At 47.7% G+C, this 26,195-nt stretch carries 23 protein-coding genes; 6 read left to right on the top strand and 17 right to left on the bottom strand.

What is annotated here, in order from left to right:
* The 4 genes from K331_RS0127130 to K331_RS0127115 form a co-directional block, all read right to left on the bottom strand.
* A partial coding sequence (locus K331_RS0127130) for an IS3 family transposase (protein WP_028592749.1) occupies positions 1-244 on the bottom strand: 244 nt, incomplete at its 3' end.
* Between the two features lie 128 nt (positions 245-372).
* Positions 373-909, bottom strand: a complete 537-nt coding sequence (locus tag K331_RS0127125; RefSeq protein WP_028592748.1) for an NAD(P)H-dependent oxidoreductase — start codon at positions 907-909, stop codon at positions 373-375.
* Between the two features lie 112 nt (positions 910-1,021).
* On the bottom strand, positions 1,022-1,768 hold the full coding sequence (gene map / locus K331_RS0127120) for a type I methionyl aminopeptidase (protein ID WP_028592747.1): 747 nt from the start codon (positions 1,766-1,768) through the stop codon (positions 1,022-1,024).
* A gap of 60 nt (positions 1,769-1,828) precedes the next feature.
* On the bottom strand, positions 1,829-2,701 hold the full coding sequence (locus tag K331_RS0127115; protein ID WP_028592746.1) for a LysR family transcriptional regulator: 873 nt from the start codon (positions 2,699-2,701) through the stop codon (positions 1,829-1,831).
* Between the two features lie 111 nt (positions 2,702-2,812).
* Here K331_RS0127115 and dapA point away from each other — a divergent pair, with 111 nt between their 5' ends.
* The 4 genes from dapA to K331_RS0127095 all read left to right on the top strand — a co-directional run bounded on the left by dapA (position 2,813) and on the right by K331_RS0127095 (position 7,438).
* Positions 2,813-3,694 (top strand): 4-hydroxy-tetrahydrodipicolinate synthase, encoded by an 882-nt coding sequence (gene dapA / locus K331_RS0127110; protein ID WP_018884557.1) that lies wholly within the window; start codon positions 2,813-2,815, stop codon positions 3,692-3,694.
* Between the two features lie 404 nt (positions 3,695-4,098).
* Positions 4,099-4,983 (top strand): ABC transporter permease, encoded by an 885-nt coding sequence (locus tag K331_RS0127105; RefSeq protein WP_018884558.1) that lies wholly within the window; start codon positions 4,099-4,101, stop codon positions 4,981-4,983.
* A gap of 20 nt (positions 4,984-5,003) precedes the next feature.
* Positions 5,004-5,885, top strand: coding sequence for a carbohydrate ABC transporter permease (locus tag K331_RS0127100; protein ID WP_028592745.1), 882 nt, complete (start codon positions 5,004-5,006; stop codon positions 5,883-5,885).
* A 41-nt stretch (positions 5,886-5,926) separates the two neighbouring features.
* Positions 5,927-7,438 carry an extracellular solute-binding protein gene (locus K331_RS0127095; protein ID WP_028592744.1) on the top strand — a complete coding sequence of 504 codons (1,512 nt, stop codon included), beginning with the start codon at positions 5,927-5,929 and terminating at the stop codon, positions 7,436-7,438.
* A gap of 188 nt (positions 7,439-7,626) precedes the next feature.
* Here K331_RS0127095 and K331_RS0127090 read toward each other — a convergent pair whose 3' ends face one another.
* The 8 genes from K331_RS0127090 to K331_RS0127055 form a co-directional block, all read right to left on the bottom strand.
* Positions 7,627-9,897: an AraC family transcriptional regulator gene (locus tag K331_RS0127090; protein ID WP_028592743.1), complete on the bottom strand. Its 2,271-nt coding sequence runs from the start codon at positions 9,895-9,897 to the stop codon at positions 7,627-7,629.
* A 137-nt stretch (positions 9,898-10,034) separates the two neighbouring features.
* Entirely contained in the window at positions 10,035-11,165 is a 1,131-nt protein-coding gene (locus K331_RS0127085; RefSeq protein ID WP_028592742.1) for a GerAB/ArcD/ProY family transporter, read from the bottom strand.
* Between the two features lie 30 nt (positions 11,166-11,195).
* Positions 11,196-12,413: a Ger(x)C family spore germination protein gene (locus K331_RS0127080; protein WP_028592741.1), complete on the bottom strand. Its 1,218-nt coding sequence runs from the start codon at positions 12,411-12,413 to the stop codon at positions 11,196-11,198.
* Positions 12,414-12,424: 11 nt separating this feature from the next.
* Positions 12,425-14,032: a spore germination protein gene (locus K331_RS0127075; RefSeq protein ID WP_028592740.1), complete on the bottom strand. Its 1,608-nt coding sequence runs from the start codon at positions 14,030-14,032 to the stop codon at positions 12,425-12,427.
* A gap of 200 nt (positions 14,033-14,232) precedes the next feature.
* The gene (locus K331_RS0127070; RefSeq protein ID WP_028592739.1) at positions 14,233-15,243 is read right to left on the bottom strand and encodes a Gfo/Idh/MocA family protein; all 1,011 of its coding nucleotides are present in this window, start codon (positions 15,241-15,243) and stop codon (positions 14,233-14,235) included.
* Positions 15,244-15,245: 2 nt separating this feature from the next.
* Entirely contained in the window at positions 15,246-16,367 is a 1,122-nt protein-coding gene (locus tag K331_RS30710; protein WP_036635988.1) for a Gfo/Idh/MocA family protein, read from the bottom strand.
* Positions 16,364-17,146: a sugar phosphate isomerase/epimerase family protein gene (locus tag K331_RS0127060; RefSeq protein WP_028592738.1), complete on the bottom strand. Its 783-nt coding sequence runs from the start codon at positions 17,144-17,146 to the stop codon at positions 16,364-16,366. Before K331_RS0127060 ends, K331_RS30710 begins: the two co-directional genes overlap by 4 nt.
* A gap of 26 nt (positions 17,147-17,172) precedes the next feature.
* Entirely contained in the window at positions 17,173-18,336 is a 1,164-nt protein-coding gene (locus K331_RS0127055) for a Gfo/Idh/MocA family protein (protein ID WP_028592737.1), read from the bottom strand.
* Between the two features lie 169 nt (positions 18,337-18,505).
* Between K331_RS0127055 and K331_RS0127050 the strand changes: the two genes are divergently transcribed.
* Both K331_RS0127050 and K331_RS0127045 read left to right on the top strand, forming a co-directional pair.
* Complete coding sequence (locus tag K331_RS0127050; protein ID WP_028592736.1) at positions 18,506-19,333, top strand: helix-turn-helix transcriptional regulator; 828 nt, start codon at positions 18,506-18,508, stop codon at positions 19,331-19,333.
* 237 nt (positions 19,334-19,570) lie between these two features.
* Positions 19,571-20,413 (top strand): aldo/keto reductase, encoded by an 843-nt coding sequence (locus K331_RS0127045; RefSeq protein WP_028592735.1) that lies wholly within the window; start codon positions 19,571-19,573, stop codon positions 20,411-20,413.
* A gap of 188 nt (positions 20,414-20,601) precedes the next feature.
* Here K331_RS0127045 and K331_RS0127040 read toward each other — a convergent pair whose 3' ends face one another.
* The 5 genes from K331_RS0127040 to K331_RS0127020 all read right to left on the bottom strand — a co-directional run bounded on the left by K331_RS0127040 (position 20,602) and on the right by K331_RS0127020 (position 26,191).
* A complete protein-coding gene (locus tag K331_RS0127040) occupies positions 20,602-21,234 on the bottom strand; it encodes a DUF1963 domain-containing protein (RefSeq protein ID WP_051290064.1) in 633 nt (210 codons plus the stop codon).
* Between the two features lie 234 nt (positions 21,235-21,468).
* On the bottom strand, positions 21,469-22,224 hold the full coding sequence (locus K331_RS0127035; RefSeq protein WP_028592733.1) for an SDR family NAD(P)-dependent oxidoreductase: 756 nt from the start codon (positions 22,222-22,224) through the stop codon (positions 21,469-21,471).
* Between the two features lie 71 nt (positions 22,225-22,295).
* A complete protein-coding gene (poxB, locus tag K331_RS0127030) occupies positions 22,296-24,023 on the bottom strand; it encodes a ubiquinone-dependent pyruvate dehydrogenase (protein ID WP_028592732.1) in 1,728 nt (575 codons plus the stop codon).
* Positions 24,024-24,285: 262 nt separating this feature from the next.
* Entirely contained in the window at positions 24,286-25,188 is a 903-nt protein-coding gene (locus tag K331_RS0127025) for a carbohydrate ABC transporter permease (RefSeq protein ID WP_018884579.1), read from the bottom strand.
* Between the two features lie 40 nt (positions 25,189-25,228).
* The gene (locus tag K331_RS0127020) at positions 25,229-26,191 is read right to left on the bottom strand and encodes an ABC transporter permease (RefSeq protein WP_084165592.1); all 963 of its coding nucleotides are present in this window, start codon (positions 26,189-26,191) and stop codon (positions 25,229-25,231) included.
* Positions 26,192-26,195: the final 4 nt, after the last annotated feature.

Genomic DNA, 26,195 nt, shown 5'->3' with positions numbered 1-26,195 from the left:
GTTTCAACTGCTGAACATATCGCTCCTGATCTAAATATTCTTTCCGCCTTCCTCGTTGATCCAATAGACCAAACTCACCTTTCTCACGGTATTTTCGCATCCAACGCTTCATCCGACCCTGATCTTGGATTCCGAAATGATCGTTGATCTGCCGATACGTCCACTTTTCCTCTACGTGCAGGCGAATTGCCTCCACCTTGAGTTCCTCGGAATACGTCTTAAACTTTTGACCTTTAATAGCCATTAAAAATGCACCCCCTAGAAATTCATCGGTTAAACCAAGGGGTTTTTCCAATGTCTATTCTAAGGGGTGCACTTCATAATGGTATTGGAGTCTTTTACTTAATACAAATATTCATTGCACCTTATCATTTAGAGATTGTTCAGGAAACGAATATATTCCTCCGCATTTGCTGCAACTTCGCTGGATGTCGTGCCCTTCTCCGTGCCATAGAAGGCAAAGAAAGATTTATAATCGGCTTTACAATAATCAGCTGTCATTTGAAAAGGCAATAGTATCTGTTCAAGCGAATAACCGTACCTGCCATCCGCATGATAGTCATCCTTCTCGATACCAGCTGTTACAGCGAGGGCCAATTTTCGGTCTGTGAGCTTATTTCCTTCGGAACCATAGGCCCAGCCATATGTGAGCACTTCATCCTGCCATTTCTTCAGGAGTGGGGGACTGCTGAACCAGTATATCGGAAATTGAAGCACAAGATTGCCGTGAGCCTCAATCCGTCGCTGCTCCTCTTCCACATCCAGATGACCTTCAGGATACTCCTTATACAGATCATGTATGGTATATTGCTCCGGGTACTTGGCCAATTCCTCCATCCATCGTTTATTAATAACCGAGGTGTCCAGATTAGGGTGAGCCACAATGACAAGTGTTTTCGATGTATGCAAAATATGTTCCTCCTTCCATGTGTTCACCCTGAGTATAGCCGTTCAGATCATGCCCCGTAAGTACGCACTTTTAGTCTAGCTACTAACCTTGAGGTAAGTATGGAGCCTGTAGCTATAGCACCGTTAGAATCTGTGGCCCGTGGTCAGTAATAGCAACCGTATGCTCATATTGGACACAAATCGAACGATCAATGGTACGGGTAGTCCAACCATCCCTCTCCACGTAGGAGCGCCAATCACCCAAGGTTAGCAAGGGCTCAATGGCAAGCACCATCCCTTTCACAAGGAGGACTCCACTGCCTTTGGTGCCGTAGTGTGGCACTGTGGGCTCCTCCCATAGCTCCCTTCCGATGGCATGACCAGTGAAATCGCGCACATTACCATAACCAAATCGCTGGACATAGCTATCAATAGCATAGCCAATATCCCCGATACGGTTGCCTGCGAATGCTTGCTCAATACCGAGTAGCAGGCTTTGATGGCACACCTTCATGAGCTGCTCAATATCCGGAGAGACAGTTCCTACCGTATAGGTCCATCCTGAGTCTCCGTGAAAGCCTTGGTAGAAGGCACCGATATCAATAGTAATGACATCCCCATCCTTGAGGGGAACCGAGTCGGGGAACCCATGGCAGATCACATCATTCTTGGCCGTGCAAATGGAGGCGGGGAAGCCCTGATGCCCTTTAAAGCTAGGAGCAGCCCCCCTTGAACGTATTTTCTCCTCCACTAATCTGTCGATCTCAATCGTTGTAACTCCAGGCTTAACCAACTCTCCAAGCAAGGCATGACATTCGGCAACGATACGTCCTGCCTTCCTCATCAACTCGATTTCCTGATCCGTTTTTACAATGATCATGCCTTGATCTCCTTGCTAGAATAGGTTGGATGAAATCGGGACAACTCACACCATCAATCACTACACTCTAAGGCTATCCATAAAATAGCGCAGAGCATTGGATACCCACTTCTTCGGATGAAGTACAAGCTGAATCTCCAGCTTGAGCTCAGGATGGTGAAGAGGAAGTACCGTTAGCTCCCCGCGCTCAATCTCTTCCAAGGCTGCCATCTGTGGCAAAATCGATATGCCCTCACCGTTCTTGATGCTTCGCTTGATCGCCTCCGGATTCCCAAGCTCAAGTCCGACACGATAAGAAATCCCGTTCGTGCGAAGCAATCTCTCCAGCAGCTGTCTATAATTGCAGGTATGCTCTGGCAAGATCCACTCCGTATCCTCCAGATCAGCGAGCTCAATTCGTTCCTGCTGAATCAGCGGATGATTAGGATGAACAATGAGTACAAGCGGTTCCTCCCGAATCGTAATCCAATGGAGGGCTGGATCACTGGAATCATCGGCAAGGATAAGTCCTACGTCCGCTTCTCCCTCTCTCACTTGATGCAGGATCAACTCCTCGCGATCCGTATTTAATCGTATATTTAGCTCTGGATACTCCTTGCGAGTAGACTGCATATATGCAGGTAAGAAATACGAAGCAATGGAGTCCATCGTGCCGATCGTCATCGAGCCACCGCCCTGCTTGGCCATCTTCTCCTTGGATTGCTCGAAGAGCTCCAGCATTTGTCCGGCCAGCTTGAAGAGCTCCTCTCCTGCAGAGGTTAGACGGATCTTGTTGTTGCTGTAGCGCTCGAATAGCTTGACTTGATAGGCCTTCTCCAGCTTCTGGATCTGCGTCGTGACGCTGGATTGCGCGTAGCCCAGCACTTCCGCAGCCCTTGTAAAGCTCTCCCGTATGGCCACTTCCCGAAAAGTCTGCAGATAAATAAAATCCAATGTAGCCACCCCATCGAAAATATTGATTATAATGATCGTTTATTATAGATAACTCTGATGTTATTACCTATGGTACATTAGATTTACCATATTGGAAAGGGATTACTAATCATGATGAATGAACAACAGATTCATGGGATTTTCATACCGGTGATCACACCGTTCTCACTCGACCACAAGCTGGATTGCGAATCATATCGAAAGTACGTTACCCATCTGGCAAGCCATGACATTCAAGGACTTGTCGTAAACGGCACGACAGGCGAGTCGCCAACCGTCTCCTGGGACGAAGTGAAGCAGCTGGTTCAGATCACGCAGGAAGTGCTCGCAAGTATGAACAAGACGATTCCCATTGTCGTTGGTACGGGAACCAACGATACGTATTCAACAGTTCATCGGACTGAAATGGCAGCTGAACTAGGTGCAGATGCAGCCATGGTAGTTACTCCTTATTACAATCGACCAACACAAGAAGGAATTGTAGAACATTTTCGCACCGTGTCCCGTGCTGGCTTGCCTGTATTGGTCTATGAGATTCCAGCTCGTACGGGGAGTCGCATGACACTCGATACTCTGCGGAAAGTGCTGGATCTGGAAGGCGTAATCGGACTTAAGGACAGCTCGGGTGGCCTTGATCTCCTCCTGCAATTGACTCAGTATGAGACAAAGCCTATCCTGTGCGGTGAAGATGCATACTTCCATGCTATGCTATGCCAAGGAGCTGCTGGAGGCATGCTTGCTTCCGCACACATTAACCTTCAGAAATATGTAGACATCTATCAGCGTTTTGTAGCTGGCGATGTGAACGGATCACGGGACAGCTTCAGACTACTGGAGCCAGTCATTCAGCAAGTATTCTCAGAGCCAGCACCGGCTCCAATCAAGTGGTGGCTCACCCAACAGCAGATCATCGCTACAGATCAACTGCGCTTGCCTCTGTTGCCTGCATCGGACAAGGTCAAGCAAGGACTTATAGCCTCCATTCCTTCTTAATTACTGGGCTCCTCCTGGACCAGACTATGCAAGACACATGAATACACTTATTAGGAAGAAGCATCTCCAGCTAGGGAGACGCTTCTTTTTTCATTTAGTTGCTCACTTTCTGGTATATCTCTGCCCTACTTCCTTCCGTTACTCCATTTTCACCCTTAACAGCAACCATTGAATACCAATGCAACTAATGACTGCTCCGCATGATTGGCGCCTTAATCACGAATTATCTGCTACGTCCACAATCAGGGACTATCGACGGCAATTCGCCCCCGCCACTAAGATACAGCTATGGATTGAATTCCAATTGAAGCTGAAGGCGAAAGGAATGTGATGACATGCCAAGAAATGCGAATATGCAGTCACTCAGGTACCCTGTTTCCAGAGCCCCCACGAGATTAGGACGGATGATAAGAAATCGCTGGCTTTATTTGATGCTTCTCCCGGGACTATTGTATTTTCTCATTTTTAAATATTGGCCTATGTATGGGGTCCTCATTGCTTTTAAAGACTATCAGCCCTTCCTAGGCTTCTGGGAGAGCCCATTTGTAGGCTTGAAGCATTTTGAACGTTTCTTTCATGATCCGAATTTTGTGGTTCTTTTTCGCAACACATTAGTGCTAGCCATGCTCAACATTTTGTTTTTCTTCCCCCTCCCGATTGTTATAGCACTGATGCTGAACGAGCTTCGCTACCACCTGTTCAAACGAACCATTCAGACTCTGGTCTATATTCCTCATTTCATGTCCTGGGTCGTTGTCGTCGGAATTGCATATATTTTCTTGACTACTGAAGGCGGTATTGTGAATGATCTTCTGGTGTACTTTGGCTGGGAGAAGATCAACTTTCTCGCGAGCAATGACTGGTTTCGGACCATCGTGACCGCTGAAGTCATTTGGAAAGAGACAGGTTGGGGTACGATTATTTTCCTTGCTGCCCTTGCTGGAGTTGATCCGCAGCTATATGAAGCGGCACGCATGGATGGAGCAAATCGGCTTCGCCAGCTATGGCATATCACGCTACCTGCCATCCGCAGCACCATCATAATCTTGTTGATCCTTCGGCTCGGACATTTCCTGGATACAGGCTTTGAACAGATTTTCCTCATGCTTAATGCAATGAACCGTGATGTCGGAGAGGTATTTGATACTTACGTCTATTCCGTCGGCATTAGTCAGGGGCAATATAGCTTCAGCACTGCTGTTGGCTTGTTCAAGTCACTCGTTGGTCTAGTGCTGGTCGTCGTAGCCAACCATTTAGCCAAGAAATTCGGTGAAGAAGGAATCTATTAAGGAAGGAGCGTGTACGGGAAATGTCGATCAGACCCAGCAAGGGAAGCCGGATTTTTGACTACTTAAACATCACATTATTGAGTGCATTCGCTCTGCTCACCGTGCTTCCTTTCATTTACGTGATTGCCGGTTCTTTTGCTACGCAGAAGGAGCTGTTAACACGTGGATTCATTTTATTCCCTACAGAATTTTCACTGGATGCATACAAATACATTTTCTCTACCCCGACACTTGTCAAAAGCTTGTTCGTTACCATTTACATTACGCTATTCGGCACGCTCATCAACATCTTTCTCACCTGCCTGATGGCCTATCCGCTAGCCCGCAAGGACATGGATTTTCGCCGCCCCATCCTGATGCTCATTGTATTCACTATGCTATTTAGTGGCGGGATGATTCCGACCTTTCTCGTGGTCAAGCAACTGGGAATGATCAACACGTATTGGTCCCTGCTCATTCCCGGAGCGATTAGTGCCTTTAACCTGATTATCATCCGCAACTTTTTCCAGCAACTGCCGGAAAGCCTGGAGGAATCTGCTAAGATAGATGGGTGTAACGATCTGAGTGTGTTTTTCCGAATTGTAATCCCTTTATCCATGCCAGCCATTGCTACCTTCTCATTGTTTTATGCTGTAGGCCACTGGAATACTTATTTTAACGCTGTCCTGTATATCAACGATAATACGAAATGGCCGATTCAGGTGCTCTTGCGGCAGTTTGTAATCCTCGCTTCTGGTGGAATCGGGGACTCTACCGCAATGGAAGCCGATTATGTGGCACCACCTGAGCAGTCACTGAAAATGGCCGTCATCGTCGTATCTACCTTACCGATTTTGCTGGTCTATCCTTTTTTGCAGAAGCATTTTGCCAAAGGCGTATTGCTCGGGTCAGTAAAAGGCTGAGCACCCATAATTAACGATTCCTAAATAGAGGAGGATCATCAATGAAGAGACAATCTTGGACAGCTTGGTTCGGCACAGGAGCTATGCTCATCTCACTAAGCCTGATCATGACCGCTTGTGTCGGGGGTAATAACCAAGCCTCGCAAGGAGCCAGTCCAGACAGCCCTGACGGAAGACTGATGCTATCCATGATGCTGCCGACCTATAATGCGGAGCAAATGCCTGAGAGCAGCTCCATTCTTGCGCAGCTTGAGGAGAAGACCAATACAGACCTATCCGTGTCATGGGTCCCCTCCTCGTCTTATACGGATAAACTAAGTGCTACAGTAGCCTCTGGTGAGCTTCCAAAAGCATTCGTTGCCTTGGAGCCTAAGGCCTCCTTCATCATTAATGCCGCCCGTTCGGGAATGTTCTGGGAAGTCGGCCCGTATCTGAGCAGCTACCCGAATCTTAGTAAGATGTCGGATGTCGTATTGAACAATGTTTCCATCGACGGCAAAATATACGGTCTGTACCGAGAGCGGGACCTGGCACGCTTCGGATTAATGATACGTCAGGACTGGTTGGATCATCTTGGGCTAGAGCCACCCAAGAACCTCGATGAGCTGTACGAAGTTCTGAAAGCGTTTGCCAACCAGGACCCTGATCAAAACGGACGCCAGGATACAGTTGGGCTCGCTGTTGGCATGCAAGGCAATAACATTGCTGGCTTTAAGGATATCCTGGTGTACATGGGAGGTCCGAATGAATGGGAGCTGAAAGATGGTCAGATGATTCCTGCTCACATGACGGAGGCATACATGGACACCCTGAAGTTCTATAAGAGGCTATATGATGAGAAGCTGATTAACCAGGACTTCGCACTAGTGCAGGATGGCCGCACGGTCATGTACAAAGGCAAGGCTGGTCTTTGGATCGACAATATGATTGACGGTAAAAATATAGAGGAAAACATCAAAAAGGTCGTACCGGAAGCTAAGATTGATCTGATTAATCGGATTGCAGGGCCAAACGGCGATGCTACTCGCGCTGGAGCGGGCTTTCTGGGCATGTATATGATCCCAAAAACCAGTGTCAAAACGGAGGAAGAGCTTAAGCAGATCCTCACCTATTTCGACAAGGTATCCGAGAAGGAAATTCAGAATCTGCTGAAGTATGGCGTTGAGGGTATGCAATATACGTTGGAGAGTGGACAATACGTACAGAGCACGGATGCCAAGGCGCGGGCTGAGATGACGGACAGCAGCCAGTTCATGATTTTGCAAAATGAGATCGAGAACTATGGCACGGAGCTGGAGCAGCTTAGTACGGAGCTATTCAAGGACAATGCCACCTTCGCCACTCCCAATCCGGCAGCCCCTTTCATCTCGAACACGGCTATAGAGCTCGGAAATGAGCTGAATAAGATTATTCAGGATGCGACCGTCAAATTCATTATGGGTACAGCCAGTGAGCAGGAGTGGCAACAGGCAGTAGATAAGTGGCTACAGGGCGGTGGAAGCAAAATCATTGAGGAGATCAATGCCGAATATGCCAAGACAAGAAAGTCATAACCTATGTGTTCTATATCTTGTGCCATATAATCCTCTGAGTACACGTTAAATTGTCATAGTCAGGTATAACCTAGTCAAGCATAATACGACCCTCGTAGCAAGGGATACCACACCCCATAGGAACAGTGCTCGTGTTGATGTTGATCTCTCCTATGGGGTATGGTAATCGCTACAGGCCTCCCTATGAGCTACAATCCTTCCCGATATTTACCGGGTGTCGTTCCCATGATTTTGCGAAATGAGCGTATGAAATTAGCAGAATTGTTATATTGTAATCGCTCAGCAATCTCAGCGATCTTCATATCGGTCTCCTTTAGCCAGACTTTCGCCATCTCCATGCGGTAAGATGTGAGATACTCGCCAAAATTCACTCCGGTCTCCTGACGAAAGACACGGCTCACGTAGTGCGGATGATAATGAATCCGGGAGGAGCAATACTCCAGCGTCAGCTCCGTATCGAACTCTCGATGAATCATGTCGATAATGCTCTCCGAAATTTGCTTAAATTGATGGCTTCGTCTGCTCTCAAGCTCCAGGGTGTAAGGCTGTACGAATAACGACCAGAACCATTGTTCCATCTCCCGGGTATTGCGAAGCCTGAACAATTCATGGACTAGTAGGGCTTCATCCTCCCCTATTCGTTCCATTGGGAGCGATAGCTCTTGGCCAAATTTTAGAAAGCTCACCAGTAGACGCAGCAGCGACAAATGATAATCCTGAAAGGGCGCATGTGCCGAGAAAAGTGCTTCAATGAAATGCTTCAGTTCCACCTCAGCTAGTGATAAATCCCCAGACCGGACTGCATCGAATAAGGACTGCTCTTTATCTCGCGGAAAAAGACTCAGATCACCCTTCTGCGGCTGTACATCTTCAATAAACAAAATCGTCTGTTCCCCAAGACCTGCGCTGAATTTCAAAGCGGTTGTAGACTCATACATAGCCTGCTGTGCTGCAGAGAACATGTAGAATGGACGGCTAATACCGATACTTACACTAATATTCAAATACTGAGATATTGCGGCCTGAATTGCAGAGGACATCTTAAATAGCTGTGCCTTTAGCATCTCTCCCTGTTGATCTGTCCCGAGCAAGGTTACTTGGCTATCTGTACGAACTACAGGGAGGAGCCTCTGCTCAGCGGGGACGAGCTCTTCCACCATATTATTGATAGCGAACATGAGCAGATCCCGGTTCCCTTCTTCATAACGGGTATCCTCAAGGGTGTCGATCTGAATGGCAAGCAAGCTCATGGTCGGCCACGGACACTCCCATCCATACCAGCTCAGCTTTTCCGCAAAATCATCATTGCTGATCTCTCCTGAGAACAGCTTATGCATGAAAAATTCCTTTAACTGCATCTGCTGTCCCTGAAGCTCATTGGTAATCCGCGAGTGATTGCGAAGCAGGAAATGAACACGTTCTCCAATAGCCTGCAGTTCACCCACAGCCTCCTTCGGATCAGCTGTCACCGCTACATCGGCAAGTGCGGTATTAATCGCACGAATAGGGCTGTACATCCTTCTGGAGCCAATCCACGCCAGAAACAACGTGATGAGCAAAATGAGAAAGCATACGAGAAGCGTCATCCAGCCGATCATTTGATTCTGTTCATTGACCTGCTCGTTCGAAGCTACGGAAACGTAGATCCAGCCATTATAAGAGGATTTGCGATAGGTGATAGTTACGGTCTCCCCTTCTTGCTTGGTCACGTACTGCCCTGTACTAGCCGATGCTTCCTTGAGAGGCTGTAAAGAAGGCTCTGCAGCTAGGCTGTGTCCTGGCGCACTTCCATCATCACGCTGATGAAGCAGTTTAAATTCATGGTCCATAATGAAAGCGTTTCCTAATTTGTTGTCCTGAAGAGACAATCTTCTTGCGATCGCGTCAGGAGATAACGCAACACTGATGATGCCTTTGGGGTTAGCCGCATTAAAGGGGTATTTCTTCACAAAAAAGACGGATTCACTCGTATCGGAAGTACTGTTCTTATCCCTGATCCAGAAGGAGCCTGTCTGTTCACGGGCGAAGCTTTCCATCTGTGGCATGAAATCGGGTGAGCTATATTCATTAACCCCAGTGCCTGATACCATCCACTCCCTACTAAGACTGACCAGGTAGATTTCCTTAATACCCAGCTCGTAAGTCTGGATCGTGGCGATCCCTTTATATAATTCATGAACCATTTCAAAATCTTGATTCGTGATTTCTTTGTTAAAGGCATGGCTTACAACCGAGGACTGTAGAAATTGTGTTGCTGAGTTATCAATGGTCCTGAGCATCTGCTCGACTCCCATCTGAGTCTGCTGCAACAACAGCTCATTTCCTTGGTTCACATTTTGCTGTACAGCCAACGAGGAATTGTAATAAGACAAGGCACCTAATATGATCACTGGCAGAGTACCCAGTACTACAGAGAAAAGCACTAGCTTCCACAGGTAGGAAACGGAACGTAGTTTCATAATGCCTCCAATTCTTCTTAATTTGCAATACAATAATTAGACGCTATACCGATATATCCGTCAATCATTAATCTCAATCCAGAGCTAGTCGTCTTCTCCCTCTAGCAGTTAAGCAAAGGACGGCTACTATTTAGCAATTATATGCGGTTATAACGCTCTCCACCTGTTTTTTGTGAGGATTGTGACCTTTTCCTCTTGCGTAGTAGCATAACTAACACAAGTAACAGAGGCACACAGATTTGAAAGAATGGCGCGATCCATGTAACGGATACATTCAACCCTAACCATATATACTCTGCATACCTTGGAGATAAAAATGATAACCAGTAAATCGCTATGCCAACAGGTATTATTAGTGTCTTATATCTTATGTTAGAAATTCGACTCAGCCCTGTCACGGCACCAATAAAGAAAGCTGCCATTTTAATGCCCAGCCCTAGAAAAAGGACCAGGGCAAAAAGAGCATCCATTCTCTCCAAAATTCCAGCAAGTCGGATGAGCTGCACCGTTTCCAGCAGTGGGTTTGTCGCATTAGCAGCAATATCGGGCCCAAGTACAAGAATGGTAAGCTGATTAAATATAATCAGCATAATGGATACGACACCATACCAGCTTAATAAAGCTTTGTTAAATTTCGAATTATGTTCAGAGAGCTTGAAAAAGGTTAAGAACAGAACTACCTGTCCAAAGGGAAAGGAGACTATTTCCGGAAAGGCAGCGTTCCAGACTGGTTTTATGCCGTTTTCGAGTATCGGCCACATATTTTCGATGTGTAACAAACCTGTGGTTACAATCAATAGAAGCAATGAAATGTAGCCGAGAATAAAAGCGGGAAGAAGGATGGTGCAGGTTCTCATCAGTACCTCAGGCCCATATCTAACCGTATTCCCCACAACCACGATGGCAATGAACATAATAAAGGCAACAGGCGTCCTGTTTAACAAAGTAAGCTCCGTTACCTCCCCCATATCCCGCAAATTACGTGAAGTTTCGTACAGGAAGTACACGGCGAAAAGGAAACCCAACACCCGTCCGGGGATTTTCCCCATATAATATTGTAAAAGCTCATATAGGTCTCTACCTTTATCCAAATGATGTATCCAGAGATACGTCATTAAAAGGAAAAATCCGATGACAGAGCCGATCAACATAGCAAGCCAAGCATCCTGTTTAGCGCTCCCACCTAACAAAAACAAAGTGGTGCTTCCTACTTCAAATAAGGCAAATGTGATTACCAAATCGGATAGTTGTGGGGTCAATTTACTCAAGACAGTTCTCCTTCGATGATGGACTAGTTTTTATTCTAGATTTCGAAACGAATTCTGGAACATTCCCGGTCGTTTTATGGTCACGTTAACCTGAATATTCAGATCCACGTTCTTAAACTCTCTTCCCCAATTTTTCTCAAGTCCTCTCCAGTCCTTCGGATACTCACGATGGAGGATATCAGCAAATCCGCCCAAATCTGCCCCAAGCTGCTGCATAACTTCCCAGCTCGCACGAATTTCGTCTCCAATTTGCTTTGCCGCCTGCTTCTCTATTTGTTTGACCGCCGTCACTTGGGACGAATTCAACTTGGACCCAGATTCACTTATATTCGCCTTTGTGTTAACACGGACATTCATTATGTAGTGATATCCTTGTTTCACTAGTTGAAGTCTCGTTTTGGATCGTAGAACAGTAAGAGAGATATTCTGCTTGGATTTATGCTCTGAGGAAGATAAGGACAAGACGGTTCCATTCACTCTATTAGTAAGCCAGCTCAGTCCTCTGCTCTCATGCTGATTCATGAATCCAACGAGGCGGTCGTTCTGAATAATAGCTAGCTCAGAAATTCGAATTTTTAGAGGTGGGCTAACCTCTTTATAAATATCCAGTGATTCCAGCATTTTTTCATTTTCGGAGCTTTCGGCACCCGCTAATGTAATCATAGGTATGCCAATGGCCTTTGCGTCAGAATTCATTTTATAGGCATAGTCAAACACAGTGACGGGTGGAAAAATAGAAGAAATTCGCTTCTCTTTTGTCAGCATTTGCGAAATGCTTGAACCAGGTACCTTCTCAGGTGGGATTAGCTTACGTAGAATACTGTCAGCCTTTTTATCTGTCAGGAGCAGCCACACCGTTTCACGCGACTCCGTGTTACGCAAGTATGTGTCGATGAGTTGGCTGATTCCTTTGTCCATGGCCTCTTTCCCAATGATGACTACGTTATTATGCGCCAAATATAACCTCCGCGGATTGTCCAGGTTGCTTAAATTGGCTGCTTCCGAGATCGTACTGCCTTTTACAGAGAATACATTTATCGCAGGCTGGGAGGTGCCTGATCCACCTCCTGTATTTGAAGTGATGGATGACGGCACGATGACTTGATATGTTGCTAACCAATCATTCCCATCCCGGTCAAATCCAGTAGCCGAAGTAATCCCAATTTCATTAAGCTCAATTCGATTCCAGCATCCTGGGAGAATGAATATAAGAATCACTGAAACATAAATTTTACAGATTTTGAGCATCCGTTACCCTCCTAATTGCCTGAGTGATCATTCCGTTCATCACTTGTCAATAGAGAATTTGGCTTCTGTTCGGGTCCCTGTCTGATGTGATTGATATCACCGATCATGGCAGGCCTTGTTCGCATTTTCCACCAAGGAAAACGAAGTACAAAATCCTTCATATTATTACCTTTGAAGGGCGATGCGGGTAGAAGATAGGGAACACCGAATGTTTGAAGAGATGCCAAGTGAACTAAGATCGGCACCAACCCTACTAAAATGCCGAATAGACCTAGTGAGCCTGCAAGCAACATGAGTGCAAAACGCAACAATCGAACAGCAGAAGCCATATTAATAGCTGGCAGCACGAAGTTGGATATGGCCGTAAACGAGACGACGATGACCATAGCCGCCGAGACAAGCCCCGCTTGAACAGCTGATTGTCCCAATACTAAGGCTCCAACAATAGAGATAGCTGGACCTATTGCCCGCGGCATACGCACACCTGCTTCTCGTATGACTTCAAAAGTCAGTTCCATGAGAAGAGCCTCCACTACTGCGGGCAAAGGGGTATTCTCCCGCTGAGCAGCAAGACTAATTAACAGGGTTGTAGGTAACATCTCCTGCTGGAAGGTAGTTAATGCAATGAAAAAAGAAGGCAGCAGAAGAGCAACGAAGAAAGAAGTGAAGCGAATGATTCGTAAAAAGGAGGCGATATCATATCTTTGATAGTAGTCCTCACTTGATATAAAGAATCTGAAAAAAGTCACGGGAGCAAGAAGTACGAAGGGAGTACCATCAACTATGATCGCTACTAACCCTTCCAATAACCCACCAGCTACAGCATCAGGCCGCTCCGTATCCAAAATCGTTGGAAAAGGTGTGTATACCCCGTCCTGTATAAATTCCTCAATATATCCACTCTCCAAAATACTATCTGTATTGATGGATTCAAGTCGCTTTTTCACTTCCTTAACCACATTCGGATCAGCAATACCCTTGATAAAAGCTACAGACACTTTAGTTTGTGTATATTCTCCAATTGTTAATGAATCGAATTGCAGCTCTGGTGTTCGCATTATTCTACGCAAAAGAGCCATGTTTGTGGAGATGTCCTCCGTAAACCCCTCTTTGGGGCCGCGAAGCACCGTTTGTGAAGTTGGTTCTTCAACCGATCTTCGAACTCCACCCGCAATCGCTACAGTAAAGGCTGCGTTCTCGTCGTCAACAATGATTGCCGCCTGGCCATCCAGGATCGATTTCAGAAGCTTATTTTTATCTGTAGACTTGAGACTCCCTACTGGGAGGTGGGTTTTCAGCCAAGTTACTGGATCGAGCGCATCACGAAGCCTGGTCTCTGTATTAGACAATACATCTAACATCTTCGTTAGTAATTGTTGATCTACAAGGCCTTCGATATAGATAATGGTCACCTGGGAATTGCACGTTTCACTTGAACTGGATAGTGTGCGAAAAACGACGTCTGAACTCCCACCTATTTTTTTTTGAATCCAATCGACTATGCTCATCCGCTGGAGGTCAGAAACATCTTCAATGTTTGTTTTACTAGGCTCGTGATAATGGTCTCTGGGGGCATTTTTAAATGGCTTAAACAATTTTTTATGTTTTTTGAATTTCATAAAAGCCCTCTTTACTATATTTTCCTTAAGTTGTTCGCTTTAATGCACTTTTATTCAAAGCACACCATCAAAATAGAAAAGCCCTACTAGCGTTACCCAGCAGAGCACTGATATCAATTGTGAATTCGTATTGACCTCGAAAGAAGTACGAGCCGTTGATCTTGCTAGACTCTTGGTTGAATTTCTCTATTCGGCTGCCTTTACGAGGTTCTTCTATGAATAGAAGATTCATAGATCTCATGGATCAGCTGTATAGCCTTCAGTCCTTCTAAGGCATCAATCGGGAAGGGCGTACCAGACTTCAGGCACTGATAGTAATGCTGAATCAAATGAACATGACTAATCCCCCAGTAGGATCTTCCCGTGAAGCCGTCGTACGTAGGGGCTCCGCAGAGCATTGTCTCTGCGCCATCCTTCTGAAGGAATAACGAGTGGCTTCGCTGGATCAGCCTGCCCTCCTCAAAGACAATTTCCAGCTCAAGCGGGGAATTCTCGACATATCCATTTGTGGCGTAGAATATAGCTGTGGCTCCATTGGCAAAGCGGACTCTGGCATGCGCCGTATCCTCCACCTCAATGCAATGTCCAAGTGCGTCCGTCGTCACACTTCCGTGAACAGTAGCAATCTCCCCACCGAACCACTGTAGTAGATCCAATGTATGGATGGCCTGGTTCATCAGGACACCGCCACCTTCCGTTGCCCATTGCCCACGCCACGGACTCTGCGTATAATAAGCCTCTTCCCTGTACCAGGTCAGGACGGCCTTCATTCCCACAAGTCTTCCGAGCTCACCGGAGCTTGTCATCTCCTTGATGCGGATGGAAGATTCATTATAGCGATTCTGGAAGCATACGCCGAGCTGTAATCCACTCGTTGAAGCGGCTTCAACCAGTTGCCTACCTTCCGCAAGCGTATGCGACATTGGCTTCTCGGTGAGCACATGCTTGCCCGATTTCAGCATCATTAGTGCCATTGGAACGTGGAGATAATGCGGCGTACATAGATGTACGACCTGAATGTCTGATCTTTGGGTCAACTGATGTATATCACCTAGGGCTTCACATCCATACTCCCTTCCTATTGACTGAGTTCGCTCCAGATCGGTATCGACTACCGCACGTAGCTGAACGCCTTCCAATTCGGATAACGCCTGCGCATGAACCGTGCTGATATTGCCACAGCCGACAATGGCCGCTCCAATCTCCTTCATAGCTATCGCCTCACTTCATCATGATCCACATGTAGTACCTGACCTCCGGCGGATACGAGATTCACTGCTTGAGCCTGAGCTTGAAGACATAGCTCCGCTGCCTTGAAGACATGGTGCTGTGTCATAGCCCGCTCGGTCCGATGCAAGCAGTCGAGGATCAGCTCTCCGAAGAAGGGATAACCCACCTTCCCTCCCACGTCCAAGTAATGTTCTCCTTTTTGATCCACCCAGTAGACATGATCACCTTTCTGGGAGCGGGCAATATCTACATATTTTCGAAGCTCGATATATCCTTCTGTCCCCAGAATTGTACATCTGCCATCACCCCATACGCTGAGTCCACTCGGAGTGAACCAGTCCACCCGAAAGTAGTTCGTTGCTCCATTGTCGCCAACCAGCATGGCGTCCCCGAAATCCTCCAATTCCGGGTAAATGGCATTTGCATAATTCCCCACATGGCTACGAACCACGCTAGCATCCCTGCAGCCTGCATAATACAAAAATTGCTCGATCTGATGGCTGCCAATATCGCAGAGAATGCCTCCATATTTGCTCTTCTCGAAGAACCATGCCGGTCGATCCGGCGCACTCAGACGATGAGGTCCTGTACCCATTACCTGAATGACACGTCCAATGGCTCCCTCTTTGATCAATTGGCCTGCATATACAGCACTTTCCACGTGCAAACGCTCGCTATAGTACACCATGTATTTTCGTCCAGTTCGTTGAACTACTTGTCTGGCTGCCTCCAATTGCTCCAGTTCGGTGAATGGCGTCTTGTCTGTAAAATAATCCTTGCCTGCATTCATTACCTGAATGCCGAGTGGTCCTCTCTCACAAGGTACAGCAGCGGCGGCTACCAGTCGGACGTCAGCATCCTCCAGTATCTCTTCAGCAGATTGTGCAGCCTGCACTCCTGTATAGCGTGCCATGAATTCCTGCACCTTGATCGGATCTGGATCGTATACCCATTTCAATGTCCCGCCTGCTTCAAGCAATCCATTACACATTCCGTAGATATGCCCATGGTCCAGTGCCATAGCTGCAAATACAAATTCTCCTGGCTTTACGACGGGCTTCGCCTCAAAGACTGGGGCATACATCATGCCATTGTTCGTATTCATGCTGTTATCTCCTCCTCGCACTTCCCAAGCAGATACTGCCAGCTGATCTCAATGCTCTCGAACGGATCGCGCTGACACTCGTCCTGTTCCACTACCACCCACTCGATGCCTGTTTCATTACAGGCCTTAATAATCGCAGGATAGTTCATGTTTCCTTCACCAATCTCCGCAAATAGCTGCTTCTCGGCTACGATCGCCATATCCTTGAAATGCACGACCTGCATCCGTCCAGCAGTCTTGCGAATCCATTCCACCGGGTCACCGCCACCTGCCTGAATCCAGTACAAATCCAGCTCCAGGCCGAAGGAAGCGGGGTCCGTCTCATCAAGTATGATTTGCAGGCCAGCCTTCCCCTCAAAGCGCTCAAATTCAAAATGGTGATTGTGATACACGAATTGCAGACCGTAATCATGCTTGAGCTTATTCGCAATGGACCCTGCTTTTGCAATGAAAGCTCGATAGCCCTCTGCCGAGCCCCGGAAAGCCTGAGGCATTCCCCCAAGACCTACGTACGAGCAGTTCCACAGCTTATGCTGCTCCGCAACCGCTTCCAGGTTGTTCTCCAGCCGATCCCACGGAATATGGGTAGCGCATATGGACAGACCCGCTTCATCAGTCAATTGCTTAACCGTGTGAGGGGGTATGGGACCAATACCAGATACCTGCACAGAACGGTAGCCTATCTTGGCCACCTTGGAGAGCGTCTCCCTGAGTCCCTCCTCTGTCTGCGTGTAATTACGCAGCGTATATAGCTGAACAGCCAATTTTTCCGGTGTCATGGCAAGTGTTCCTCCTTCAGTTCGTATTAGTGGGTTCCCGTCACGTCCAGCGTAATATCAGCCGCGTTCTTCTTTACATATTTTGAGTCAGCAATTTTGCTCTCCAGCAGCTCCAGGAACCGATCCTCATCCAGTGGAAGGTCGACCCAGTCATCCTCCCAAGCAGACAGATACATCGCATTGGACAAGGTAAGCCCATGAATACCTTGCTCACCGGGGGCAAGTAGCTGTTCGCCGTGCAGGATCGCATTTGTAAAATTACGTAGAATGCCCACGTGCTGCTCTCCATGCCCGACAGGAACAGGAATGTCGCAGGTCCAGCATTCTGGCGAGCCGAATCCACCAGTGTAGCTTGCATTCCATTCAGGCTCGGGGACGCGCAGTCGCCAGAAGGTAAGCTTCCCATCCTCCACTACGATTTTGCCACGTGTACCGTTTACCTCGAATCGATTCGTACCGGGTGCCTCTCCAGTAGTCGTGACGAACAGCCCGGTAGCTCCATTGGCGTATTCCACATAGGCTGTTACATCGTCCTCGACCTCAATATCGTGGTATTTGCCAAAATAACAGAAGGCCCGGACTCTCGTCGGCATTAATCCTGTCGTCCACTGCCACAGATCAAGCTGATGCGGGTCCTGATTCAGTAGTACGCCTCCACCCTCTCCAGCCCAGGTTGCTCTCCAGCCACCTGAATCATAGTAGCTTTGAGAGCGGTACCAATTCGTGACAATCCAATTGGTACGGCGGACTTCTCCCAGCTCACCTGACGAGATCAGTTCCTTCAGCTTCTGGTACAGTGGATTGGTTCGCTGATTATACATAATGCCGAACACCCGGTCCGAAGCCGCCGCCTTCTCATTCATCTGTCTGACCGCCTTGGTATAGACGCCTGCCGGCTTCTCAATCAGCACATGCAAGCCTGCATCGAACGCCTGAATAGCAAGTGTAGGATGGTCATAATGTGGTGTAGCGACAATCACTGCGTCAATCTGACCCGACTGGAGCATGGCCTCAGGCTGCTCATAGTGATGTATCCCTGCTGGCAGCTCTTCCTTAGCCCACTTCAGGCGCTCTGGAGATATATCACATACGGCGGCTAACTCGGCCCCCTCTATCTGATTCAACAGCTGAATGGCATGGGACTTCCCCATATTCCCAATGCCAATAATTCCGTAACGTACCTTCTCCATTCCGCTTGGATGACCTCCTTGGTTATGGTATGGATAGAGAATATAACGTTTTCATTGGAAGTAGAATACCTGAAACTAAGACATATTTGTATAATACTAAGGTGTTCATGCCAATTGTTTGGATTATAATAAAGACAACTATCACGGACACGAGGCAGGAGGCTGCAATATGTCTGAATCCCTATCCTTTAGCGAGAATCTGCTGGAGAATCTCAAGGTATCTATATCATTAGTTCATTCAAAATCCCAATTTGCAGGCTGGAATCATACCGATGAGGTCCCTTCATTCTGTCGGCTATATTACATTGCAGATGGCGAGGGGTCTGTCATAGTGAATGGTGAAACCTATTATCCCAGGCCTAGACAGCTTATGATCATGCCGGCAGGCTCTGTTCAGACAGCCATGACCTCTCGCTTACATCCCTATACACGCCACTTTTGTCATTTTGACGCCAAGATCGGGGAATGGCCTCTCTTTCCAGCCGATGTCGGCTTGATCCTTGTCGATGCAGCCGATCCCGAGGCAACGCGGAGCCTATTTCTGGACATGGAGGAGCAGTTTCATCAAGGTGGTTATCTCGCTCCATTACGCCTTAAAGCAGCACTTCTTCATATTCTTGCCTACTGTATGGAGCAGTGCGAGTATGCTACAGAGCTTAATCGCTTCCTCTATCATGAGGAACGCCACAAGCTTGGAAGTGTGCTTCAGTATATTGAAGAGCACCTGGATCGCCAGATCGAGATTGACGCCCTGGCGGACATCATTCATCTGCATCCGAATTACTTCATTCCCTATTTCAAAAGATTAATGGGCGTCACGCCGATGCATTATGTCCAGCAAAAGCGAATGGATAAGGCAAAGCGACTACTTTCATTTACGGATCTGTCCATTTCGGAGACTGCTGAGCAGCTCGGTATGGATCTTCCCTATTTCTCGCGTACCTTCAAAAGAGCAACCGGCGTCAGCCCCAGTGCCTATCGAAGCGGTACGAAGTAATCGCCAGAAAGCTACTGTGTCGCCTTCCAGTATCTATAGCACTGCCGAGTATCTATAGCACTTTCAAGTACCTATGGCACTTTGGAGTACCTAAATTACAAAAAAGTACGTTCTTCACAAAACGAATCCTGTGCAGCATAATGGCAATGGTCAACGGTAATGAGCTGAAATTCATTTCATACCATTTGAGCTATTAGGATATTGGCAAAATATATGATTGTGAGCGGAGGAAAAGATATGGCAACTCATTTACAGGATACAACGATATTGGCGAACGGGGTCAAGATGCCCTGGCTTGGACTTGGGGTATTCAAGGTCGAAGAAGGCCCGGAGCTGGTAAGCGCTGTGCGCGAAGCCATCACCCAAGGCTATCGCAGTGTGGATACGGCCGCGATCTACGCCAATGAAGAAGGTGTCGGTATGGGTATTCGCGAAGGCCTAGAGGCGGCAGGCATAGAGCGCGAAGACCTGTTTGTCACCTCCAAGGTGTGGAATAGCGAGCTAGGCTATGAATCCACACTGCAGGCCTATGATGAAAGTCTGCGTAAGTTAGGTCTGGAATACCTGGATCTATACCTCATCCACTGGCCTGTTGAAGGAAAATTCAAAGAGGCCTGGCGAGCTCTGGAGACGCTGTACACAACAGGACGCGTCAAAGCCATTGGTGTCAGTAACTTCCAGATTCATCATCTGGAGGAGCTGATGAAGGATGCAGAGATCAAGCCCATGGTGAATCAGGTGGAATACCATCCTCGCCTTACACAGGTTGAGCTCAGAGCCTACTGTCAGAAGCATGGCATTCAATTGGAGGCTTGGTCCCCTCTTATGCAGGGACAATTGCTCGAGCACAAAGAGCTTCAGGAGATTGCTACGAAACATGGGAAGTCGGTTGCCCAGATCATTATCCGCTGGGACCTGCAGAATGGCGTAGTAACCATTCCGAAGTCCATCAAGGCCCATCGCATTGCTGAAAATGCTAATGTGTTTGATTTTGAGCTGTCCCCGCAGGATATGCAGCTGATCAGCAGCTTGAATCAGGATATGCGCGTTGGCCCCGATCCGGATAACTTTGACTTCTAATTATTTCCGTAGCCAGTATGGCATCTGTATGCTCCAGTCATACAGGTGCCTGCTGTTAGATTATAACAAAAAAGCCGCTGAGCTTTATCAAAGCCAACGACTAGATCCATTATTTCCGCTTGTACATCTATTAAATGATGCAGAATACTTTATATGTGCCAACACATCAAAGCCACTTCAAATTCACCTCAAGAGCACTGTACAAAGAATATACCAGCGTCTTCATCCTCGTTCGAAGGGTGGAAATTGCGTGAAAGCAGCAAGTATCCTACAGAATCACTCAGGTAGAATATATCATTGTACCCTTCAGGATAATCGCCTCCATAGAGCTGAATACAAAACAAGAATTGTTCAAGCTGTAGACCCTCGTTCTGCAAATATCCCGGACTGCCACCTAGCTTCGAGCCCGTGAATGAGGCTTCTGCTTCATCCTCAATCCTATCCCCGAGTGAGATCGCTCGCGCAGGGACTGTAAATTCTGATTCATTGCGTGGTTGTCCTATGGGGTGCGCAATCACCTTCGTAAATCCCATTTTGATCATATTCAGCTCTAGTGGGTCACCATGATACACGATATTATCAAGGAAATAGGTGTTTCTATTATAAGTTGTAAACACAGATATAGCCGTTGCTTCAGGATAGCTACAGCCAAACGTATCATTCAAAAAACGGGCTGGCAAATGCATTGCTAACGTCAGTTTCTCACCATCTGGATTTTCTGGCCACGAGATTCCCTCAGGTAACAGACTTAATCCGCCTGTTCGGGGCTCATTAGCGTCTTGAGTAGTATCTGTGAAAGCCATTGTTGTCGCTCTTGTCACAGTCCTCCTCCTTCACTTTTGGCATAGTTCATTTGGTATGATCTGTTTCTAACCAGTTTTTCAACTACGAAATTCTGATCTAGAAAAGAGGCCACTCGAACCGAGCAGCCTCTCTTACAACATTCATGAACCATCTATATTCTAAAACCATCTTATACACATTCATAGTCGTCATCGCTCAGGCTCCGTCCCTCTCAACCTTACCGGAGCAGCAATGAGTCCATGGAATTCCCTTTACTGCGCCGTAACGCCTCCATCAATGGAGTAGACAGAACCGTTAATGTACGGGGCCTCATCTCCCAGCAGAAATGCAACCAGATTCGCAATCTCTTCAGGCTTGCCAAGTCTTCCCGATGGAATACTATCCAGTGTAGCCTGGAACACTTCCGGGTTATCCTTGCCGAATTGGACCACCATCGGCGTCTCGATCGTCCCCGGCGCGATTGCATTAACCCGAATATTGTCTTTACCATACTCAATAGCTGCTGTTCTCGTAGCGCCGATAACGCCATGCTTGGTTGCCGCATAGGGAGCAACGGATTGCACACCTACGACACCTGCTGTAGACGCCGTATTGACGATAGAGCCTCCACCCGTCTTGAGCATTTCCGTAATGACATATTTCAGACCATACAATACACTTCTCAAGTTAATATCAATAATCTGGTCGAACTGCTCAATGCTATGATCCGCCAGCTTGAGTCCAGGACCGGAAATACCTGCATTGTTGAAGAACATGTCCACTCGGCCAAAGGCCTCTACCGTTGTCTTCACATAATTCTCCACCTCGGCTGCTTTGCTAACATCTGCCTTGACGAAGATCGCTTTGCCGCCTGCGGCTTCAATCTGCTGCACCGTCTCCTGACCGGCTGGCTCCACCAGGTCAACAACCGAGATCAAGGCCCCTTTCTCCGCCAGCTTCAAGGCGGCAGCACGTCCCAGACCGCTTCCCGCTCCTGTGATGATTGCTACTTTTCCAGTATGACTCATGTTCTCTCCTCCTAGGATGCATTAGGACTGCTTCTATGCGGTTGTAATACCCAACCATGGCTAATTATAGACTAGCGTATCAGGTTTGTCTTGGCTAATTCAACCAGTTCGTCTCCTCTTCCGTTCAGCACAGCCTTCATCATCCATAGTGTAAATCCCTCTGCCTGCTTGAGGTTGATTTTGGGCGGGAGGGACAGCTCCTGTCGATTGACTACCACGTCGATCAGTGCAGGGCCATCGTGCAAGAGTGCTCGCTTCATGGCATCCTCAAGGTCTGCTGGGTCTTCAACGCGGATACCCTCGATTCCCATGGCCTGCGCCACCATTGCAAAATTCGGATTAACCAGCGTCGTCCCTGACTCCAGAAGGCCAGCAGCCTTCATCTCCAACTCGACAAAGCCGAGCGCCCCGTTGTTATACACGACGACCTTTACTGGCAGGCGATGCTGGTGCAGTGTCAACAAATCGCCCATGAGCATGGTCAGGCCACCATCACCAGACAGTGAGATCACCTGCCGATCCGGGGCTGCCTTCTGGGCACCAATCGCTTGGGGCAAGGCATTGGCCATGGTACCATGATTGAACGAACCCAGCAATCGCCGCTCTGGTCCCATTTTCAGATAACGGGCTGCCCATACGGTAGGCGTCCCCACATCACAGGTGAAGATGGCCCGATTATCCGCTGCCTCACTGACCACTTTGGTCAAGAATTGCGGGTGAATAGGCTGCTTGCCTGGCTTGCCAACTGCTAGATCATCCAGCTCTTGGCGTACCTTCGCGTATCGATCTACGCATTTAGCAAGATGCTTGCCGTTATGCTCCGCCCTAAGATATGGCAGCAGCTCTGTAATTGTCGCCTTGATGTCTCCACATAATCCATAATCCAGCTTCGTGCGCCGTCCTAGATGAGCGGGCTCAATATCTACCTGTACAATCGTTGCATCCTCAGGATAGAACTGGCGGTACGGAAAATCTGTCCCCAGCATGAGTAATACGTCACAGTCCATCATGGCATGATAACCAGACGAATAGCCGATGAGTCCGGTTAGACCTACGAGATAGGGATTATCGTATTCGAGATATTCCTTCCCACGTAAGGCAATAACCATCGGAGCCTGCAGTCGTTCACATAGCTCCATAAGCTCAGGACGTGCCTCTGCACAGCCCGCTCCGCATAATAATGTGATTCTCTTCCCGGCATTTAGATACGCTGCCAGCTTCAAGAGCTCTTCCCTCGCCGGATGGATGACTGGCTTCGTTACGTGGTATACATGCTCAGGCACAGGCTCTGCAGAAGCCTCAAGCGCGCCCACATCACCGGGCAGGACGATGACAGAGACTCCCGAACGAGCAATGGCAGTCTGAATCGCCATCGTGACCATGCGCGGCATCTGCCGTGGTGTCGTGATCACCTCGCAGAAGTGGCTGCACTCCTGAAAGATCTGCTCGGGATGAGTCGCCTGGAAGTATTCACTTCCGAGCTCATCGCTTGGAATATGAGCGGCAATGGCCAGCACCGGGACACCGTTGCGATGGCAGTCATACAAGCCGTTGATAAGGTGCATATTTCCTGGGCCACTACTGCCCGCGCATACCGCAATGCTCCCACTCACCTGTGCGTCGGCCCCTGCTGCAAAAGCTGCTACCTCTTCATGGCGGACGTGAATCCATTCAATCTGATCTGAGCGGCGGATGGAGTCGAGTATGGCATTCAATGAATCGCCGACGATTCCATAGATTCGCTTGATGCCCGCATTCAGAAGTGCTTCTAGTACCTGATCTGCTATGGATTTCTTCATGGGTGAAGCCTCCTTCGTACGATAGTCTTCCTTCTAGCGGTAGCTTATCCATGTCACAATATACCTATTCTCTTACCCCACGCTTGCCAGGGTTGAATCCCTGCATGTGTTTTTCCCAAGATAGCGTAAGACATAACCATGGACACAAATAACCGAGCAACCATAATGGCTACTCGGTAACGAGCTACTCTGCAATGATCTACTCCGTATTTAAATTGTGGATGTTTATGCTAGACGTACTATGCTGTCTTAATCCACGTCCTCAACCTTTGACGGAACCAATCATAACCCCCTTCTCAAAATATTTCTGAATGAATGGATAGACAATAAGTATTGGCAGAGTAGAAACAATAATCACAGCATATTTCACCTGATCCGCATATTGCTGGGCATATCCCCCCGCTGAACCGCCAGCTCCTGCACCAGAAGCAAAAACCTGATTGGATAGCAGGATATCCCGCAATACAATCTGAAGGGGCTGCAAATGATTGCTCTGGATATAAATGAGCCCTGTAAAGAAATCATTCCAATGGGCTACTAGGTAAAAAAGGGCTACTACCGAGACCACCGCCTTGGAGAGCGGAAGTGCAATCTGCGCGAAGAATTTGAAATGACTACAGCCATCCATCTGCGCTGCCTCGAACAGCTCCTTCGGTAATGAATGCTCAAAGAAGGAACGTGTGATGATCAGATTGTAGACGTTCACTGAGAACGGGACAATGAACACCCACATCGTATTGGTCAGATGAAGCTCCTTCATCAACAGGTACGTGGGAATCAGACCACCATTGAAGAACATCGTAATTACAAAAGCAAACATGATCCATCTTCTGGCCCGGAATTCCGGTCTGGAGAGCACATAAGCCGCAGGGAGCGTGAACAGCAGATTGACAAAGGTGCCAAGCGTTGTATAGATAATCGTGTTCTTGTACCCTGTCCAGATGCGTGTGTCCTGGAAAATCTCCTGATAGCCGAAAAAGCTGATATTGCGTGGCAGCCAGGTCACCTGTCCAGTCGATACAAGAGTAGAATCACTAATCGACGCGATGATTACAAAATAGATGGGATAAGCCACGATCAGAAATACCAACAGAGACAATATCACAACAGCCGCATCAAATGCATAATCCGAGAGCGGTCGTTCTCTTAGCCGAATCTGGTTCAAGGTGATCTCCTCCCTTTGCCCGAGTGATGCCGCTTATCATTTACCATAGACTGATATTGGAGAATTTCTTGGCGATGAGATTCATGGCATATAGGAAGAAAAAGTTGATCAGCGTATTGAAGAGCCCGATCGCCGCCGAATAGCTGAATTGGTTGCTGACAATACCGATCTTGTATACATAAGTTGCTATGACCTCAGAGACTGGGAGATTCAGCGGATTCTGCATCAGAAACACCTTCTCGAAGCCAGTACCAAGCACATTGCCCATGCTGAGAATGAACAAAATAATAATTGTCGGCACCAGTGCGGGAAGCTCTACATAACGGATCAGGTGCCAGCGACTGGCACCGTCGATCTTGGCCGCATCGTATAGCTGCGGATCAATCGTGGACAAGGCGGCAAAGTATATAATGCTGTTCCAGCCGGCATGCTGCCATATGTCCGACATGACATAGATCGGGACGAAGGCCTCCGTCGAGCCGAGCAGGTTCGTACCACCAAGACCGATTGCACTGAGCACATGGCCGATGACCCCTGAATTCGGCGACAGCAGGACGTTCAGCAAGCCCACCATGACTACTATTGAAATAAAATGTGGAAGGTACACCGTCGTCTGCAGCGTCTTCTTGGCACGTTTCCAGCGAATCTGATGAACAAGCAGTGCCAGAATAATCGGGGCTGGGAAGCTGAAGATAATGGTAGCCAGACTGATGACGATCGTATTTTTCATCAAATCCATGAACATATAGTTGTTGAAGAACTGCTCGAAGTAATAAAAGCCCCGCCACTCACCGCCAGTAAGCCCTTGTGTGAAGTTATAATCCCGAAAAGCTAGCTGGATGCCGTACATGGGAATGTAATTGAATACGAAGATGACGATAATCGCAGGCAACACCATGATCCACAGCTGATAGTCTCTTGTAACCGTATTCAGTAATGTGCGCTTGGGTACCTCTGTTGCACGGGAGAGCTTCTTATCCGATTTGGATGCCTGACTAATCATAAGA

Origin of the sequence: Paenibacillus massiliensis subsp. panacisoli DSM 21345, from assembly GCF_000426545.1 — a bacterium.
In the GTDB taxonomy this organism is placed as follows: Bacteria; Bacillota; Bacilli; order Paenibacillales; family Paenibacillaceae; genus Paenibacillus; species Paenibacillus panacisoli.
The sequence above is the reverse complement of the archived record's forward strand: the minus strand, read 5'-3'. Positions and strand labels throughout refer to the sequence as shown.